Source organism: Alteraquisediminimonas sediminicola (assembly GCF_019740335.1).
Taxonomy (GTDB): Bacteria; Pseudomonadota; Alphaproteobacteria; order Sphingomonadales; family Sphingomonadaceae; genus Alteraquisediminimonas; species Alteraquisediminimonas sediminicola.
The window spans coordinates 19402-37954 of record NZ_JAHXZS010000008.1 but is presented as its reverse complement, the minus strand read 5'-3'; the positions used below and the strand labels follow the sequence as shown (position 1 = coordinate 37954).

18 protein-coding genes are annotated in these 18553 nt (G+C 55.8%); 13 read left to right on the top strand and 5 right to left on the bottom strand.

Translation table 11 applies throughout. The annotated features are described in order from the left end of the window. Positions 1-76 precede the first annotated feature (76 nt). The 4 genes from K6117_RS13455 (at position 77) to lpdA (ending at position 6523) form a co-directional block, all read left to right on the top strand. A complete protein-coding gene (locus K6117_RS13455) occupies positions 77-2899 on the top strand; it encodes a TonB-dependent receptor domain-containing protein (RefSeq protein ID WP_221796246.1) in 2823 nt (940 codons plus the stop codon). 395 nt (positions 2900-3294) lie between these two features. After that, positions 3295-4047: an electron transfer flavoprotein subunit beta/FixA family protein gene (locus K6117_RS13450; RefSeq protein WP_221796243.1), complete on the top strand. Its 753-nt coding sequence runs from the start codon at positions 3295-3297 to the stop codon at positions 4045-4047. Continuing rightward, on the top strand, positions 4047-4979 hold the full coding sequence (locus K6117_RS13445) for an electron transfer flavoprotein subunit alpha/FixB family protein (protein ID WP_221796240.1): 933 nt from the start codon (positions 4047-4049) through the stop codon (positions 4977-4979). The genes K6117_RS13450 and K6117_RS13445 overlap by 1 nt, the downstream gene beginning before the upstream one ends. A 134-nt stretch (positions 4980-5113) precedes the next feature. Beyond that, positions 5114-6523: a dihydrolipoyl dehydrogenase gene (gene lpdA / locus K6117_RS13440; protein WP_221796237.1), complete on the top strand. Its 1410-nt coding sequence runs from the start codon at positions 5114-5116 to the stop codon at positions 6521-6523. Positions 6524-6766: 243 nt separating this feature from the next. Here lpdA and K6117_RS13435 read toward each other — a convergent pair whose 3' ends face one another. Further along, entirely contained in the window at positions 6767-7555 is a 789-nt protein-coding gene (locus tag K6117_RS13435) for an SDR family NAD(P)-dependent oxidoreductase (protein WP_221796234.1), read from the bottom strand. Between the two features lie 323 nt (positions 7556-7878). After that, positions 7879-8268 (bottom strand): nuclear transport factor 2 family protein, encoded by a 390-nt coding sequence (locus K6117_RS13430; RefSeq protein ID WP_221796232.1) that lies wholly within the window; start codon positions 8266-8268, stop codon positions 7879-7881. A 458-nt stretch (positions 8269-8726) separates the two neighbouring features. Between K6117_RS13430 and K6117_RS13425 the strand changes: the two genes are divergently transcribed. From K6117_RS13425 to K6117_RS13390, 8 genes are all read left to right on the top strand, one after another. Continuing rightward, positions 8727-8981 carry a DUF3489 domain-containing protein gene (locus K6117_RS13425; protein ID WP_221796229.1) on the top strand — a complete coding sequence of 85 codons (255 nt, stop codon included), beginning with the start codon at positions 8727-8729 and terminating at the stop codon, positions 8979-8981. Beyond that, positions 8978-9463 (top strand): DUF2924 domain-containing protein, encoded by a 486-nt coding sequence (locus K6117_RS13420; protein ID WP_221796226.1) that lies wholly within the window; start codon positions 8978-8980, stop codon positions 9461-9463. Before K6117_RS13425 ends, K6117_RS13420 begins: the two co-directional genes overlap by 4 nt. After that, positions 9450-11129 (top strand): recombinase family protein, encoded by a 1680-nt coding sequence (locus tag K6117_RS13415; RefSeq protein WP_221796222.1) that lies wholly within the window; start codon positions 9450-9452, stop codon positions 11127-11129. Before K6117_RS13420 ends, K6117_RS13415 begins: the two co-directional genes overlap by 14 nt. 506 nt (positions 11130-11635) lie before the next feature. Next, positions 11636-12340: a hypothetical protein gene (locus K6117_RS13410; RefSeq protein ID WP_221796219.1), complete on the top strand. Its 705-nt coding sequence runs from the start codon at positions 11636-11638 to the stop codon at positions 12338-12340. Between the two features lie 43 nt (positions 12341-12383). Next, a complete protein-coding gene (locus tag K6117_RS13405) occupies positions 12384-13214 on the top strand; it encodes a ParB/Srx family N-terminal domain-containing protein (RefSeq protein ID WP_221796215.1) in 831 nt (276 codons plus the stop codon). Between the two features lie 70 nt (positions 13215-13284). Further along, positions 13285-14895 carry a phage terminase large subunit gene (terL, locus tag K6117_RS13400; protein ID WP_221796212.1) on the top strand — a complete coding sequence of 537 codons (1611 nt, stop codon included), beginning with the start codon at positions 13285-13287 and terminating at the stop codon, positions 14893-14895. Positions 14896-15146: 251 nt separating this feature from the next. Continuing rightward, on the top strand, positions 15147-15413 hold the full coding sequence (locus K6117_RS13395; RefSeq protein ID WP_246605106.1) for a ribbon-helix-helix domain-containing protein: 267 nt from the start codon (positions 15147-15149) through the stop codon (positions 15411-15413). Next, complete coding sequence (locus K6117_RS13390; protein ID WP_221796209.1) at positions 15410-15721, top strand: type II toxin-antitoxin system RelE/ParE family toxin; 312 nt, start codon at positions 15410-15412, stop codon at positions 15719-15721. The genes K6117_RS13395 and K6117_RS13390 overlap by 4 nt, the downstream gene beginning before the upstream one ends. Positions 15722-15869: 148 nt before the next feature. Here the strand turns inward: K6117_RS13390 and K6117_RS13385 are convergent, their stop codons facing one another. Further along, positions 15870-16463 (bottom strand): hypothetical protein, encoded by a 594-nt coding sequence (locus K6117_RS13385; RefSeq protein ID WP_221796206.1) that lies wholly within the window; start codon positions 16461-16463, stop codon positions 15870-15872. A gap of 115 nt (positions 16464-16578) precedes the next feature. Between K6117_RS13385 and K6117_RS13380 the strand changes: the two genes are divergently transcribed. Beyond that, on the top strand, positions 16579-16782 hold the full coding sequence (locus K6117_RS13380) for a helix-turn-helix domain-containing protein (RefSeq protein ID WP_221796203.1): 204 nt from the start codon (positions 16579-16581) through the stop codon (positions 16780-16782). An 80-nt stretch (positions 16783-16862) separates the two neighbouring features. Here K6117_RS13380 and K6117_RS13375 read toward each other — a convergent pair whose 3' ends face one another. Then, entirely contained in the window at positions 16863-17159 is a 297-nt protein-coding gene (locus K6117_RS13375; RefSeq protein ID WP_221796198.1) for a hypothetical protein, read from the bottom strand. Between the two features lie 333 nt (positions 17160-17492). Further along, positions 17493-18158: a hypothetical protein gene (locus tag K6117_RS13370; RefSeq protein ID WP_221796195.1), complete on the bottom strand. Its 666-nt coding sequence runs from the start codon at positions 18156-18158 to the stop codon at positions 17493-17495. Positions 18159-18553 lie beyond the last annotated feature (395 nt).

The window sequence follows — 18553 nt, the reverse complement described above, 5'->3', positions numbered from 1 at the left end:
TGAGATAAAAATAATACGCGTGATACAATGACCGATTGATTCGGCGTTCCGCATGATTTTTTGGGAGGGGAATATTATGAAGTTCCATCGTAGCCACTCGCTAGGCGCAGTTTCGTGCCTTGCGCTTTATGTTGCTCTTTCTGCGCCGGCGTTCGCCGAGGAGGCTGATGTCGGTATTGCCAATGCCCCGGCCTCGTCTGAATCCGCTGCAAGCGATGATGCCTTGATCGTGGTTACCGGCACGCGTCTGAAAACTTCCGGGTTCGATGCGCCGACGCCGGTTAGTGTACTGACCGAGAAGCAGATTCAGCTTGCCGCTCCGGCAACGATCTCTGACTTTGTTAATCAATTGCCTGCGCTGGCTGGTAGTGTTTCACCGCGCACTAACAAGGGTGGCATCGGTAACGGTCAGGCCGGTGTCAATCTGATGAACTTGCGTAGCCTTGGTGCCCAGCGCACCCTCGTGCTACTGAACGGTCGTCGTGTCACGCCGACCACGCTGACCGCGGCGGTCGACGTCAACACAATCCCCGATGCTTTGGTTAAGCGCGTCGATGTGGTGACCGGTGGTGCTTCTGCTGCTTGGGGGTCTGACGCCGTGGCCGGTGTTGTGAACTTCGTTCTCGACACCAAGTTCAAGGGTCTGAAGGGCAACGTGCAGGCGGGCGTTTCGAACTATGGTGATGCCGAAAATCTGTCGGCGGATCTCTCGTTCGGAACGGCCTTTGCCAGCGACCGGGGGCACTTCATCGTTAGTGCTAAATATAATGAGAACAAGGAGGCCCTCTATCGCGACCGTGGGTGGTTCAAAGGGTATAAGTTTGTTGCTAACCCCCGTGCCGGGCAGCCCGGTCAGACTACAAATCTCGCAGCGCCATGGGCTTCGCAATTTGCCACGAATAACGGCATCGTGACGTCTGGGCCGCTAGCGGGCTATTATTTTGCTAATGATGGCACCCTTGCTGGCACCAATTTCCCGATGACGGGTAAGGCCGGTACCTTTTACATTGGCGATGAGGCTGTGTTTAACAGCCTCGCCGATCAGGCGCCGACCCAGCAGTTGTCAATTCCCGTCAAGCAATATTCGATCTATGGCCGTGCCAGCTATGAACTGACCGACAATATCGAAGCATTTATTGAAGGCAGCTATGCGGGATCCGATGGCCGTTATCAGAGCGTCCATTATGGGCGTATCGGCAACACTGCGGTCAATGTCGCCCGGGATAATTTCTATCTGCCAGCGTCGGTCGCAACGGCGATGACCAACGCTAGTGTTACGACGATTCCGGTGTCGATCTTTGATAGCAAGCTTGGACGCATTCAGGTTTATGCTAATCGCGACAGTTATCGCGGCCAAGGAGGCTTACAAGGCACTTTGGGCGATAATTGGAAGTGGGATGCCAGCTTCCAATATGGACAGACTCGTTCTATCACAGCTGCAAAGTCGATGGCTCGCAAGGCTAATTATGATCTGGCCACCGATGTCGTCGCTAATCCTTCCAATCCTTCGCAGCCGATCTGCCGTTCGACGATTGCCAGCCCGACTAACGGTTGCGTTCCGATCAATATATTCGGTAGCCAGCCGATCAGCGATATCGCGCTTGCCTATGTGACGGGCACATCGAGTCAAGATCTGCGTTACACGCAGACGGTTTCCAGCTTGAACCTGGCGGGTGATCTGGTCAGCCTTCCTGCCGGTCCGTTGAGCCTGGCGACCGGTGTTGAATATCGCACGGAAAAGGCCGTCGCGCATGCAGACGCTATTTCGCAGGCCAGCGCTTTTTATGCAGGAAATTTCAAGAACTTCTCTGGCAAGTACAATGTCAAGGATGTCTATGGCGAACTTGGTGTGCCTGTGTTCAAAGACAGTGCTCTGGGGCGCTCGTTGAATCTCAACCTGGCAGCGCGTTACACCGATTATAGCGTTAGCGGGTCGGTTACCACCTGGAAGGGCGGTGTGCGATATGAACCGATCAATGGGGTTGAATTCCGTCTGACGCGTTCACGCGATATTCGCGCGCCCAATCTGCAGGATTTGTTCCAGCCCGGCCTTGTGACCAACCAGGCGATCAACGACCCGTTGAACGGTAATGCGCAGGTGCGTATCACCCAGACTGTCGGCGGTAGTCTGGCACTGAAGCCGGAAAAGGCTGACGCTTTGACTGTTGGCTTGGTGTTGCAGCCTGGCTTTGCGCCCGGCTTGCGCGCTTCGGTCGATTATTATGACATCAAGATCAAGGGCGCGATTGCAAGCTATTCAGGCCAGTTCGTTGTCAATCAGTGCAGCGCAGGTAATACGCAATTCTGCCAGTTTGTGAGCCGCGATAACACCAATGCTCTGACGGCGATTGCCTTGAAGCCGTTTAATGCTCAGTTGGAACAGGCGCGCGGCGTGGACTTTGAACTGTCCTATACCAAGCCAGTCGGTAACGGCACGCTCGATATGCGGGTTTTGGCCAATTATGTTGACAAGCTCAGCATCGTGACGCCGACTACTACGATCACACGGGCAGGTGAGGTCAGCAACAACACCGGTGCGGCCGAAGGCGTGCCCCATTGGCGTGGTGTCGCAACGGTTACCTATGATGACGATCGTTTCACCACCCAGTTAAAGGGGCGTCTGATCGGTTCCGCACAGTTTGACGATGCATGGGGACCGACCTTTATCGACATTCGCCGTGTTCCGGCCATCGCGTATCTTGATGCTTATGTAGGCATCAAGACCAATCGGATTGCCCAGAACAGCGTGTTCTACGTGTCGGTCGATAATGTGTTGAATACGGCGCCGCCAATTGTTGTGGCTTCGGAAAATGGTAACACCGTGGGTTCGGGGACTAATCCGTTCCTCTACGATGTTGTTGGTCGTACCTTCCGAGCCGGGTTCCGGTTCGTCCTCTAAGGCCTAGATGTTAGATCCCCTTCCGATCGCTGATGATCGGAAGGGGATATTTCATTTCATCGACAAAATCTCGGCCGATAGGTTTTGCAGTAAAAAAGCGTTTGGATATTTTATGGCTTTCATTCGAAGGCCGCCAAAAAATGAGCGTCGACCAATCAATGCTGTCAGTCAAGCCATCATGCAGATGGCATGGACAGGTACAGGTCAGCCGTAAAGAACAAGGTAGATCGTTGCGAGAGATTGACGTTTTGCGGTTCATTACATGATTCCACCGGACGCCGGTTAGCCGCGCGAAACAGCTGACAGTTCATTCAGATGCTTGTCTTGATTTGGTAGCGCAGGTTCGATTCCGCGCACCATGTATATTTTAATATAATCTCGATGGAGTTCCGGTCATGAAAGCCTTGGTCTGCGTGAAACGCGTGATCGACTATAATGTGAAGCCACGCGTGAAGTCGGATGGCACGGGTGTTGACCTAGCCAATGTCAAGATGAGCATAAATCCGTTCGACGAGATTGCAGTCGAAGAGGCTGTTCGCCTCAAGGAAAAAGGCGTGGTGTCGGAAATCGTGGCTATTTCGGTCGGTCCGGCCAAGGCGCAGGAAACCCTTCGCACGGCGCTGGCTATGGGGGCGGACCGCGCCATTCTGGTGCAGGTCAATGACAATGTTGATGTAGAACCGCTGGCCGTGGCTAAGATCGTGAAAGCGATCACTGACGAGGAGCAGCCGGGTCTGATCGTCACCGGAAAACAGGCGATTGATGACGACAGTAATCAGGTGGGCCAGATGGTTGCCGCGTTGCTTGGCTGCCCACAGGGTACTTTCGCCAATGAAGTGACAGTGGAAGGCGAATTCGTCGTCGTGAAACGCGAGATTGATGGTGGCATCGAGACGGTGAAGTTGAAGCTTCCGGCTGTGATTACTGCCGATCTGCGCTTGAACGAGCCGCGCTATGCCTCGCTACCTAACATCATGAAAGCTAAGTCCAAGCCGCTCGCGACCAAGACGCCGGATCACTATGGTGTGGATATTGCGACACGTCTCAAGATGATCAAGGTTGGAGAACCGCCGGCCCGCGCGGCCGGCATCAAGGTGGCTGATGTTGATGCACTGGCTAGTGCACTCAAAGAACTGGGAGTCGCGTAATGGCAAAAGTGCTTGTTTGGGTTGAACATGACAACATGTCGGTCAAGGACGCGACGTTGGCCGCGATAACTGCTGCTACCCAATTGGGTGAGGCGCATCTGCTGGTGGCGGGCGCGGGCTGTGCTGGTGTCGCCGAGGCCGCCGCAAAGATTGCGGGCGTGAGTAAAGTTCACCTTGCGGAGGATGCCGTCTATGCCAATGCGTTGCCTGAAAATGTCGCGCCGCTGATCACTTCGCTGATGTGTGACTTTGATGCCTTTGTTGCCCCAGCTACCAGCACCGGCAAAAATATTGCGCCACGTGTTGCTGCCCTGCTGGATGTGATGCAGGTTTCCGACATCCTTTCGGTTGAGGGCCCGAAGACATTCACCCGTCCGATTTATGCTGGAAATGTTATTGCCACCGTTGAATCCAGTGATGCCAAGCTTGTTATCACTGTGCGTGGCACTGCTTTTTCCAAAGCCGAAGTCACCGGCGGTGTGGCAGTGATCGACATGGTTGCAAGTGCGCATGATACAGGTCTTTCCAGCTTTGTTGGATCAGAAATCGCCAAGAGTGAGCGTCCGGAACTAACCAGTGCCAAGGTGATCGTTTCGGGTGGTCGCGCATTGAAGGATCCCGAAACGTTTCAGGCCACCATCTTCCCATTGGCTGACAAGCTGGGCGCGGCCATTGGGGCAAGCCGCGCAGCGGTTGATGCAGGCTATGTACCTAACGACTATCAGGTGGGACAAACCGGAAAGATCGTGGCGCCTGAAGTCTATATTGCGGTCGGTATTTCAGGCGCGATCCAGCATTTGGCTGGGATGAAGGACTCCAAAACGATCATCGCTATTAACAAGGATGAGGAGGCGCCCATCTTTCAGGTCGCTGACATCGGCCTCGTCGCTGACCTGTTCAGCGCTATCCCGGCGCTCACTGACAAGATTTGAAGCGCACGATGCAATCCCATCATGTGCATTCATGTCGGGCATGGACTTTGTATGAGCCAAATTGCAGGCATGTAATTGGGTAATCTAAGCCTGATATATCTCATAAGTTGATGACATTTTGAGAGGATAATCTCATGTCCGACCAGTTCGATCTCGTAATTCTTGGCTCTGGCCCGGGCGGTTATGTGGCGGCGATCCGTGCGGCGCAATTGGGGCTGAAAACCGCGATTGTCGAGCGCGAGAGCCTCGGTGGCATCTGCCTCAACTGGGGCTGCATCCCGACCAAGGCGCTGCTGCGTTCGTCGGAAATCTATCATTATATGCAGCAGGCCGATAAATACGGCCTGTCGGTTGAAAAGCCGGGCTTTGATCTCGCCAAGGTTGTCGCCCGCTCGCGTGGTGTCGCCAAGCAGCTTAATCAGGGCGTGACTGGCCTGATGAAGAAGAACAAGATCACCGTGTATTTCGGCGATGGCAAATTGACTGGCAAGGACAGCATCGCCGTCACCAAGGACGGGCAGGTGACCAATGTCACAGCCAAGAACATCATTATCGCCACGGGAGCTCGCGCCCGCGATCTGCCGTTTGCCAAGGCGGATGGGGAGCGTATCTGGACCTATCGCCATGCGATGACCCCGCCGGAAATGCCGACGAAGCTGTTGGTGATCGGATCGGGCGCGATCGGGATCGAGTTCGCGAGCTTCTATAACGACATGGGCGCGAGCGTGACCGTGGTCGAAATGCTCGACCGGATCATGCCGGTGGAAGATGCGGATGTGAGCGAGTTCATGCTCAAGGCATTGACCAAGCAGGGTATGGATATTCGGCCTTCAACGGGCGTGCAGGCGATCAAGACCGATGCCAAGGGCGTCACCGCCGAGATCAAGGGCGCGGACGGCAAGATTACCTCGGAAGAGTTCAGTCATGTCATCGTCGCGGTGGGGATTGTCCCGAATACCGAGGCCATCGGGCTGGAGGCGCTCAATATCACGACGGATCGTGGCCATCTCGTCACCGACGCATTCTGCCGCACCAATGTGCCGGGCGTGTATGCGATTGGCGATGTGACCGGTGCGCCATGGCTCGCGCATAAGGCGAGCCATGAAGGCGTGATTGCGGCGGAACATATCGCGCAAGCGCTGGGCAAGGACGCGCATCCGCATGCGATGGACAAGGCGAATATTCCGGGCTGCACCTATTGCCACCCGCAGGTTGCCTCTGTTGGCATGACCGAGGCGAAAGCCAAGGAAGCCGGGCATAAGGTCAAGGTCGGCAAATTCCCGTTCATCGGCAATGGCAAGGCGATTGCGCTGGGCGAGGCGGAAGGGTTCGTCAAAACCGTGTTTGATGAAGCGACCGGCGAGTTACTCGGCGCGCATATGGTCGGCGCGGAAGTGACGGAGCTGATTCAGGGCTATGTCGTGGGCCGTACGCTGGAGGCGACTGAAGTCGAGTTGATGCAGACGGTGTTCGCGCATCCGACGATCAGTGAAGCGATGCACGAGAGCGTGCTCGCCGCTTATGGGCGGGCGATACATATTTGATTGATTAGTCCCTCAAGCGCCACGCGGCATTTGAGGGACTAATCAAAAATTCCCCCTAACCAAATGCCTTTGCAGCAAGGGCGGCGGTGGAGGGGTCGAAACCCTGCGTGCCATTGTGTTCAAACGCCCGCGCCATTTCCTTGCCGAGGATGCGCAAGCAAAAGCTGAGGTGAGAACCTGCACGTCCAGTCTGGTAGGTTTAAGCGGAACTTATCTAATCCCGCCGGGTATGATCAATGCGGTTCAGAGACTGCCGACGAAACTCGTCGGTGCCGAATGGAATCGGCTGAGTCTCCCACCTGTCGCCAATAGCCCGCCATCGATCGCAAGCGTTTGGCCATTGACCGCTGCGCCTGAAGCGCTGGACAGGAAAAACACGGCATCGGCCACATCTGCCGGCGTAACTGGCAATGCAGTGGCTTGCGAGGGCGCCGGGGCGGTGGCGAGAGAACTCTGCATCCCCTGCGTCATCGGCGTCTCTACAATGCCAGGCGCGACCGCCGTTACGCGGATGCCGTAGTTGAGATATTCCGACGCTACGGAGCGGGTGAGCGCGATTACTGCCGCCTTCGCTGCGACATAGGCATGGGGTCCGAATCCACCGCCCAGCGCGGATGCTGAGGACATCGAGACGATAGCACCATATCCTTGGGGCTTCATGACGCGCCCGGCGTGCTTTAATCCGAACAACACGCCATCAAGATGGACGGCCAGCGTCCTGTGCCAGTCCTCGGCCGACGTTTCGATTAGTGATCCGACCGCTCCGATCACCCCGGCATTGTTGACCATAACGTCAAGGCCACCGAAGCGTGCGACAGCGTGATCGACGATCGCCGCGATGTCATCTTCTCGAGTGACGTCGCAGCTAATCGCCGCGCATCCGATCTCGTCAGCTAGTGCTTCGGCGGCGCTGAGGTCTAGATCAGCGATCAGCACGTCGGCGCCGGCTGCGGCAAAACGTCTGACGATTGCTGCGCCAAGACCTTTGGCCCCACCGGTCACCACGACGGATTGCACTTCACGCTGATTCATGGTTTTGCTCCGACTTCCTCTTTGATTTATGCCAGTCTGGAATTCTTGTGTGCGCGCTCAGGACAGGCGAAGCGGCCTGATTCAGACGCTTCGTGGCGTTCGGGCTGAACAGGTACTGGGCATGCCGTCCGTCCGATTGTGTTATCGATCATCTGAGTGAAGAGAACTCGCAAATTTCTCCGTAGGTCTCGCACTTTGAAATCCAGATTTAAATTTATCACATGGTATATAAATTGGCATAGGGCATTGTAAAGCCTTCCTGCAGAGAGAGATTTTCCGGTCAGACGTTTAGCCGCCTTAGTACATGGCGCCCGTAGATGACATCAGGCGAGTGTGAGGTAGATCTCAGCCTCGATCACCCAGTCGGCATCAATGTTGCGCCACTTGGCGGTGTAGGTGCCGGATGCCACAGATTGATCTGTGCCCGCCGTGACGCCTTGCCAGCGGCCATGCTCTAGGGCGATGGGCTCGACGCTTGAGGTTGTAACAGTCTCCGGTGTCCGGGTGTAGATTGTACGTGCGGGTGCGGTGAATTCTCTTTTCCAGGCGAGCAACTGCGCCTTACGACCAGAAATGACCGCACTATCAGTGCCGGTGACGAGAACAGCATTTTGAGCCAAGAGAGGGCCGATCGCATTGAGATCAGCATCTGCGAGCGCGCGGTTGAAGGCTGCCCGGCGTAGGCGGATCGTGAGGTCACTATGTGATGTCATTTCTTTAGTCCGGCAGAAAATAAGGCGGGCTATTCCTTATGCCTTGTGGAGTAGATGGCAATGGCTTGGCGTTGTTATACGTGCGGGTTGGTGCACCCGTTTCGGTACTTTTATTGACGGGCATAGTAGTTAGGGGTGCATATCGGATGTAGTGCGGTTTACATTGAGGATCATCCGCTCAAAAATTCCGAAGACTGGATGGTCGCGTTATGTGTGGCGAGCATTTCCACTCCTCGGTCTGCATTTCTTTGGCACGGCTCGCTAGGGGCCGAATTTGTGATTATTAAACTCTCAGCCCGTATTTCACCAAAGTACTCGACTTCCAAATGTTTTGGAGCATTGGTGTGTTTGAGCAGTCGTCGAGTTGACGGTGCCGGGTGCTGGCCTTGATGGTGTGATCATCAGGGCATTGGGTGGTGGAAGCGGGCGCCGTGTCCGCTCCATCTGGAGACACCCCCATGATCAATACACATTCCCATCAGAACACCCCCTCACAAGAATGGCGTCCTCGTCCCGATAGCAAGATGGTACAGGTGCTACATCTGCTTGGCCAGAAGGACGGCGTCGCCCTCGCTGACCTCGGCGAACTCACCGGTTGGCAACCGCATAGCATCCGCGCTGCGTTGAGTGGCTTGCGTAAACGTGGTTATGTGGTCGAACACGCCATCAGGGACGGCGTGGCCCACTATTACCTTGTTAGCGCAGAACAATGATGCGCGAGGTGTCAGACAGGGTGGCGCATCTTTCCACACTGTCACCTGCGGAGACCAAAGCCGAGTGGCAGCAGCTATTCGGCGAGGAGGTCCCTCAAATACCGATCTCGAAGTTGCGGCTATCGCTGGCACACCATCTGCAGCAGGAGAAACTGGGCGGCCTGCCACTGTCAGCAGTCCGGATGCTGGATGCACTGATGAGTGATGGCGAGGTTGATGTGTGTGAGCCCGAGATCCGTCTCAAGCCAGGGACCCGATTGCTGCGGGAGTGGAACGGGCATGTCCATGCAGTGATGGTGACGGAAGCGGGGTTTACCTATGCCGACCGGCATTATGGTTCGCTCTCCCATATCGCCCGCGACATCACCAATGCCCATTGGTCCGGCCCGCGGTTTTTCGGTCTCCGACGACCAGCACGGCCGCCAACTCGCAAGCCGCAGATGAAGTGCCGGGAACAGGAGCAAAACCATGGCGCGGCGTAGTTCGGCAGTACGGCCTAATGTGCCTTCAGGACAGTCAGCGAGCGTCAAACAAATCCGCTGCGCCATCTATACCCGTAAATCGACAGAGGAGGGACTGGAGCAGGAGTTCAATAGCCTCGATGCTCAACGGGAAGCCTGTGCTGCCTATATCGTGAGCCAGCGCCATGAGGGCTGGGTGCAGATGCCGGACTATTATGATGATGGTGGTTATTCCGGCGGAAATATGGAGCGGCCTGCCCTCAAGCAACTGTTAGCCGAGATTGAGGCCGGGCGTGTGGATGTCATCGTCGTCTATAAGGTCGATCGCCTGACAAGGGCCTTGTCAGACTTTGCCCGGATCGTTGAGATCCTCGATCGCAGCAAGGCGAGCTTCGTCTCGGTTACGCAGGCATTCAACACGACCACCAGCATGGGACGCCTTACCCTCAATGTCTTGTTGTCCTTTGCCCAGTTCGAGCGCGAGGTCACCGGAGAACGGATCCGGGATAAGGTAGCCTCCTCCAAGAAGAAGGGGATGTGGATGGGGGGACCTGTGCCATTGGGATATATGGTCAAAGATCGAAAGCTGATCATCATCCCGGAGGAAGCCGAGACCGTCAGGCTGATCTTCCAACGCCATCAGGCCTGTGGTTCGCTCAAAGCCCTGGCGGATGATCTGGCGGCCCGGGGGATTACATCCCGGCTACGGACGATGAAGGATGGCCGGACCATTGGTGGCCAGCCGTTCAAATCCGGCGCGCTCTATTGGATCATTCGCAATGTGATTTATGCCGGGCTGATCCCACATAAGGAGGCACTCTATCAAGGAGAGCATCAGGGCATCATCTCCAGAGAGCATTGGGATGCATCGCAAGCACTGCTCAACAATAATGCCCTGCGTCCCCACACCGGTCAGCGCTCGATCCTGCGCTATATGATCGTCGATGGGTTGGGACGATCCATGATCGTGGCGCATGGCCGCAAGGGTACGCGACGTTATCGTTATTATGTGTCGAAGCCAGTGGATGGCATATCGAAACCGACCTGGCGCCTCCCCGCAGGGGATCTCGAATCTTTGGTCCGTATCGCGATGTTGGAACTGCTGAACAATCCGCTACGTCTGCAAACCGAACTGGGACAGCTCGATCGCGATCATCAACTCGCCGATGCGGGTCACAGATTAGCAGAGCAGCTGAAGGCCCCCATGTCCATGCGGGCCCTGCTGGAAGATCTGCAAGCAGCCATTACGCTCAAGCAGGACGAGATCATGATCTGCATGGAGGGTGCAGCACTGATTAATAAGCTCGGCATTGCCAACACGTCATTGCCCATCGGCCATCAGGTGCGATTGACCGTGCCGGTCTGCCTACGGCGTAGAGGACATGAACTGCGCCTTGTGTTCACGGCCCCAGATAGTCGACGGGCAGAACGGGATGAGCGGTTGATCCGGTTGCTGGCATCTGGCCGAGCTGCATGGCAGCAACTGGTGACACGACAGCCTGCATTCGACAGCCATCAGCGCAGTCATCTGGTGCGATTGGCGCGGCTCAATTTTCTCGCACCCGATATCATTATGGCCGTCTTATCTGGGCGTCAGCCAGTTGAACTGACATCTCGCTCGCTGCTCCGTTTATCGTGTCTCCCCAATGACTGGACCGAGCAGCGACGAGTCCTTGGGTTTGGTTGATCGCAGCCGTTCATCTAATGAGTGCATCGCCGGCCTGTTGGGCCGGTTTTTTATTGGATGCTCTGCAGCTGCAATAGGCCGAATTTTCCGCAAACAGGTTTGAGGACAGCAAAGTGGCTAGTTGAGACGGCGGGCGATATTGGCGGCTTTGAGCCACCAAAGGTCCGCGTCTCTGTCCTCAACCCAAAATGGGTCGTCGCAAATGGCGCGGAACCGCGCCATTCACCCACCAGTTTATACTGAGACCCGAATATAGGGTTATCTGAGGGAGTGAATGGTGCGTAGCGCATGGTGTCAGGGACCAGTCTCCAAGCCTGTTTTTCCTGTTATTACCTGTTTTCTTCTGATTTTCCCGCCAGAAACAGGCTATGTTGGCGTTCTAAAATACCCAAACCTCTGGAAAGTGATGAAAATCAAAGCTCCAGGCCTGATTTCAATGGGGTTGAAAAACAGGACTATAACAGGGCAGTATCAGGTGAAACTTCGGGCATAACAGGTGCATCGTGATGGCAGATAATCAGCGCGAGCTCGTGCTGGATACAACCCGGCTTGAGCCATGGGAGATTGCGGCCCACCTGCACATCCGCCTTGCCTATCCCAGTGCCACTGCTGCGCGAACGCAAAGGCTAATCAAATCCGTATGCGCTGATCGGATTGCGGTGATGATCGAACAAAATCCTGAAAGCCGGAGCGAACTCCTGGCGAGGTTCCCGACATACAATCCCCGCCAGGTACGCACTGGTCGCGAGGGCATCATTACCAACTTCGAAGAAGCACATCGCATGGGGGCTGCTGTGCTCGCACTGGTCAAGGAAGCAGCGACTGGCGAGCTACCCGTCGTCAATGGACAGCGCCGGCAGCTCAGCCTTGATTTTATCGTGCAATACCTCTGGCCAAATAGTGCCAATGCGGGAGAAGAAAAATATCTTATGTGGGTGCATGACGTCAAAAAACGCCAGGTCCGGAAACGTTATCCGATGGCCCATCTTGCGGCAGCACTTGCGTGGCTAGCCCGCGAGAAATCGGCTGCAGGTGCCCCGATGGAGCTCGCCTATGATGATCTGGATTTCCTACGGCGGTGGGTATCGAAGGCCTGTGAAATCGCAGGCTACATCCGGGCGACACCGACATGCGAACTGATGGCGTCGCAACTGATCGACCTGCGCTGGATCGAACCCGGGCAGGTTTTTGCCCCTGGCAAGAAAGCGTAACCCGATATCAATAGGCAGCTCCTACAACACAGGAAGCGATGCCATGAAACGACCCCAGCAACTGACACGGCACATCATCGAATATGTGCCGATCGATCAGATACGACCTGATCCCCGTAACCCACGCGACCACAAGGCCCGCCATGTGAAGGCACTGGCCAAAAGCATCGCCGAGTTCAACTTCAACGTGCCGGTTCTGGCCGACGAGAGTGGTCAACTCGTCGCCGGACATGGCAGATATGAAGCTGCCAAGCTGCTCGGCATGACCGAAATCGCCGTCATCCGCCTGATACACCTCAGTGAAAATCAGCGTCGAGCCTTCATGATTGCCGACAACCGGCTGCATGACCTCAGCAGCTGGAACCGCGACAATCTCTCGGCAATCTTGTTGGAACTGTCCGAGGCAGATCTGGACTTTGATATCGAGGTCACCGGGTTTTCGGTCGGTGAGATCGACCTCATGGTGATGACGCCCGAAGACGAGGAGGCGCGTGATGAGGAACTGCCGGAACCCGGCCCCGCAATTGCCGCGGTTGGTGACATCTGGTTCCTTGGCGATCATCGTATCATGTGTGCCGACGCCCTCCAGCATGCCTCGTACGCGGCATTGATGGGCGACGACCTTGCCGACGTCGTCTCGACCGATCCACCCTACAATGTTCCCATGGCAGGCCATGTCAGCGGGCTGGGAAAGATCCAGCACCGACCGTTTGTTAACTGCAACGGGGAGAAGAACGAAGCGGAATTCACCGCGTTTCTCGGCGGCGCAACAAGGGTGCTTCCGGTGACATTCGAGCCGGAAAACTACTCCTCGACATGGCAGCCCGGGCCGAGGCCCAGCAGCTCTCGGCAGGACCGGCAGATGCACCCTTGAACCATAGCGACCAGGAAATCGTCGAGCGGTTCCTCGCCGATTATCGTCAATTCATCATGGAGGACAACCAATGAAACCGATCACCTATGCAGAGTTCGATCCTCTGACCCGTCTACAGCTTGCCCTTTTCGTCCAGCGCGTCTTTGCCGAGCTCAACCCCGGTGTCGAATATCTCGACAACTTTCACATTCACGTCATCATCGAGGCACTCGAAGATATGCGCCTTGGTCGCAATCAGCGGCTCACGGTGGCGATGCCGCCCCGCAGCCTCAAGTCGATCATCATTTCGGTCGCCTGGGTCGCGTGGTTGCTGGGGCACGAGCCAGGCCTGCGGATCATTTGCGTCAGTTATGGGCAAGAACTGGCTGACAAGATGGCAAGTGACTGCCGCCAGGTGATACAATCGACATGGTACCAGCGGTTATTCCCGAGCACCCGGCTCATGCCGGGGCGCCAGTCGCTGAGCAACTTTGAGACCACTGCAGGCGGGTCGAGGTTCTCGACCTCGATTGGCGGCACCCTGACCGGCTTCGGGGCCGACTACATTGTGGTCGATGACCCAATGAAGCCATCCGAAGCCCTTTCTGATGCCGAACGAACCACCATTAACAACTGGGTCCAGCACAGCTTGTTCACGCGCCTCAACGATAAGCGGACCGGCCGCATCGTCGTGGTCATGCAACGACTTCACGAAGACGATGTCATCGGCAACCTTATCGAGAAGGCGGGAAGTACCTTCAAGATGCTGTCCTTCCCGGCAATCGCCACACATGACGCAGTGCACGAATTTGCTTGGCTATTCGGCAGGCGGTGCGTGCTGCGCCAGGAAGGCGACGCGCTTCATCCCGATCGTGAGCCACTTCATGTACTCGAGGAACAAAAGAGACTGCTCGGCAGTCGACACTTTTCAGGCCAGTATCTGCAGTCACCAGTGCCGGTCGAGGGCAATCTGGTGAAATACGATTGGTTCCGCTATTATCATCCGTATGAGCTTGGTGAGTGCGAACAGATCATCCAGTCCTGGGATACGGCCTCGAAGATCGGGCAGCACAACGATTACAGCGTCTGCACGACCTGGGCAATAAAGCGCAACTGGTACTACCTCATCGATGTTGTGCGTGTGCGGCTCGAGTTTCCCGCTCTGAAGCAACGGATAATTGACGAAGCCGACCGTCACCGGGCTGACTGGGTACTGATTGAGGACAAGGGCTCAGGTGAAAGCCTGCTCAAGGATCTGCCTGCTTCCGGCTTCTGGAAGGTAAAAGCCATAAAGCCGGTCAAAGGCAAGGTGGAGCGCCTGGAAGGCGTCAGCGCAATATTTGAAGAGGGCCGTGTCCTGCTGCCGCACTCGGCGGTCTGGCTGGAAGACTACCTCCATGAGCTTTGCGGTTTTCCCGGCCTCCGGCACGACGATCAGGTGGACTCGACCTCGCAAGCGCTCGCATGGTTTCGGGATGAGGGAAATCCCGGAGGGCTGTGGCATTACATACGCCAGGAGGCGGAGAAGCGGGAAGCCTTTCATCATCACTGCACGGTCAGGATGCGTGCGCCAGCTGGTATCAACCAGTTCATTTGCATGAATGGACACAGTCTTACCATTGGGTCCGACCGTATCATCTGGCTTACCGAAGAAAATGCCCGAACTGCCAGCAGGGCAGGATTTGTTCGGCTGCCGGAGTAAGGTTACAGTCCGCACGAAGCTTCGCTGCACGCCCTCGGCGCTCCAGAGAGGTCCTGACAACGCAGCGGCGCGATCCGGGAGCTGCTGCATGAACGCCGATCGAAACCGACTGCGTCTGGACGGTCTACGGGGGTTGATATCTATACATGAGGTCAGCCCTCAGAGCGCGACGGACATCCCCGAGATGCCTTTCCTAATTGCTTTTGTAAAGATTATCCCTTATATTGAGGACATTCTATCAGGAGGCTCTTATGTCCACACAGATGACACTCAATGTCCGTGTCAGCGGCGCTCTCGGCGATTTCGTCAGTGCCAACATAGGCGAAACCGGAGCCTATGAGAATGTTAGCGAATATGTTCGAGATCTGATCCGCCGGGATAAGGAGCGGGTTGAGCGGGAGACATTCGACCGGTTGAGGGCTGAACTCAACGTCGCCTTTGCCGCACCAGATACTGCCTATACCACGCTCACAGCTGACGATCTGATCAGCCGCAATCGCGCTCGCCGCACTGCATGAGCGCCTATCGCATCCAGAGATCCGCCGGCGAGAGGCTGGACGAAATCTATGTCTACACGCGTGAAATTTGGGGTGAGGAGCAGGCAGAACGCTACATTCGCGGCTTGTTCACCCGCTTCGACGACATAGCGGCGCGCGCGTTTCCATGGCGCCCCATACCTGCCGACTTTGGCGTCAGTGGCTATGTTTGCCATTACGAGAGCCATTTCATTTACTGGAAGATTCTGAGCGACGGTACGGTAGGCATCGTGACCATCCTTCACGAGCGGATGCATCAGATAGGACGTTTCCGTGATGATTTCAGCTAAGCGTTGTTTCTGTTCGCACTAGCCCTCGGCGTTCCGGAAAGGTCCTGACAACGCAGCGGCGCGATCCGAGAACTGCTGCATGAACGCCGATCGAAGCCGACTTCATCCAGACGGACCAAAGGTTTGATATCTATTCAGAGGGCAGGTGCTAGCTCGATAAGGCTGCCTGCCCCTCTGCAGGTGTTCCCTGTATCATGTCGTCGGCTCCCCGCAGTAGCACCTTTGCGACAACCGCAGCGATGGAATTGTCATATTTTCCACTGGCGAAGCGGTTCAGCTTTGCCCGCAGCCAATCGGGACCCCATAAGATCCAGTCATTGTCGTCGAAATGGCGGGCAAGCAGTGCCGTATTGTAAGGGGTTGCGTGGGCATAGATCAGACCCAGTCGCACAGTGGCATCAGGCAAGCACAATCCGCGTTCCACGAATTGTGTATTCAGACACCTTAGGATCGTTTCACGTAGCACATCGTCATGGAACAGCTTGTAACGATGCGCGTAGCGCGAACCGCTCCCAAAATGGGCCGCATGCACGCCACCGGAGTCCAGGTAGCTCTTGCATTCAAGTGCCAGCAGTTCATTTTTTGCGGGATGATAGGCAACCAGATCAATCTCCCACCGTGGGGATGATGGCCGACGGATCCGCTCCTTGTCTTCCCGGCCAAGTTCCACCTTGACGCAGGTCTGTACCCAATAGCCCTCGTTCCAGAGGATCTCGGCAGCGAGCTGTTCGAATGCGTCCATGGACTTCCCTATCGACGATAAGTGACATCACTGGCGCTTCATTCAACCCTCAAGTCAAGTTGAATGTCACTGATCGTCTGTAGATTGATCGTCGACGCCACTGCAGGCATGGGCGGTGGATATTCAGCACCGCCTTGGCCGTAATATTAAACGGCTTCGCCTCGAAAAGGGCTGGAGCCAAGAGGCGTTTGCGTTCGAGGCGGGTATTCATCGCACCTATGTCAGTGACATTGAGCGCGGTGCACGCAATCCTACCATCACCATCGTCGAAAAGCTGGCCAAGCCGTTCGGGATCAAGCCGGGGATGCTGCTTGATTGATAGCCGGGGAGCAGTGTCCCGCCTACGTACATAGGATATGCTGACGAGGGCGCAGCATCAGGACTGGATGTGCATCGCACCTAGTCCCATTCCTGCCAGTGAAGAACCAGCGGCGCAGGGTCAGCCCAACGCGCTGTGTACTGCTCAAACTCCTCCAAAACGATTGGCTCGTTTGCCTTGAGGTCCTGGTAACGCTGAAGGCCACGTATCTCGCCAAGGCTGATAATCGCATATCGATCCCGGTATCCCGGTGACCAGATTTCTCGAATAGCCTCTTTGGGGAGTGGTAATTCAATTCGCTCAAGCCACCCTGCCTGAATCTTGAATCCAGGCAATCCTGATGGCGGTATATCGCTGATAAAGAGATCAAAAGGCATGCCTTGCCTCCTTTCCTAGTTTAGTCAATCGTCTCCCGTGCACCGTCATGCACGTCCGCCGCCGATGGGCGTCGCAGATGATCGGGATTAGTTGTCAGTAGATGAGGTGAAGGCTGCGCAATCCAGCCCTCACCGTTTACATGCTGGTGAAAATCCGGTGGTGTCAAGTCGAATGTCACTCATCGCATGAGGTGAAGTCGCAGGTAATGTGAGCGGGGGCCAGTCAGTCTGGCATCGCTCATCGTCATTCTGACGCCAATCCGGCGACAGGTAATATGAAAGTGATCAATGACATTCGACTTGACTTCCGGTCACTCAGAGGGCCTGTCAACTTCACTGATCGTCGACATTTATAGGGCGGCAATGATAATGAAGAACTGGATATGTAGACCGGCTGTGGCAGTTGCGAGCCTTCTCACGGCATCGGCCATTCCAGTGCATGCTGAAATAACGATGCTTCATGGCCTCAGCCTGGAAGCGGCGGTATTCGGTTGACCCAGAAATGATGTGGGTGCGCACCCATTCGACGATTTCTTTGCGTTCTTTAAGGGGGCGGTCATTAAAGTCGTCCGGCAAGTGCCATGCGAGACGGCGTCGCTCGGCAGGCTCAATCCCGGCCAGTTTATGCCCCGTCGTGGCCCGCGACTTATGCGGCAGCAGCGAACGAAAATGTCCTGTCGGCAGACGGTAGCGATGCTCGATCCGTGCCAGCATCTCGAAGCTGCTGGCGCTGCGAGGTGCGCGTCGACCAGAAGTCCACGATCGAAGCGTTGTTCGATCAAAACGTTCATTCGGCTGAACAAGCGCTTTCCACAGCCCCCAATAGGTGTCGGCATGTCGGCGCATGTGGAGCGCCAACGATTCATGAAACGTTGGTGGCTCGATCCATTCCGTGAACAACGGTTCCGGGTGTCCGACGATGGGTTCCGGCTTGCTGCCGCGTCGGCGGGCAGTCGAGGAGGGTGCAGAGATTGACGAAACAGAGAAATCACGACGCACAGACTTAGAGGAAGGCATTGGATATAGGGACCTGATCATTAGGTGTTGCTTAACATCGCTGAATGTCGGCGAGCCCATCCTGCCCCGGATACCTTCTGATGTGCACTAGTATATGCCGATCTCGATTTTCCAAGATGATCTGCCCCCTTCAGAGTGACCCAATATAGCAGATATTTTGGACCACTCTGAAGAGGGCAGATCAACGCCTCTCTTCAAAAAATCCGCCGGAAAAGCCTGCCTTGCAACTGGACCACTTTCACCTTGTCACCTCAAGGCCGATCCTCCGCTAAGCTATGCCGCAATCTGAGCCAAATGTTTGGATGACGGACATCTCGCCCCCGATATCATCATGGCCATCCTTGCCGGAGTCAGCCGGTTGAACTGACCAGTCGCAC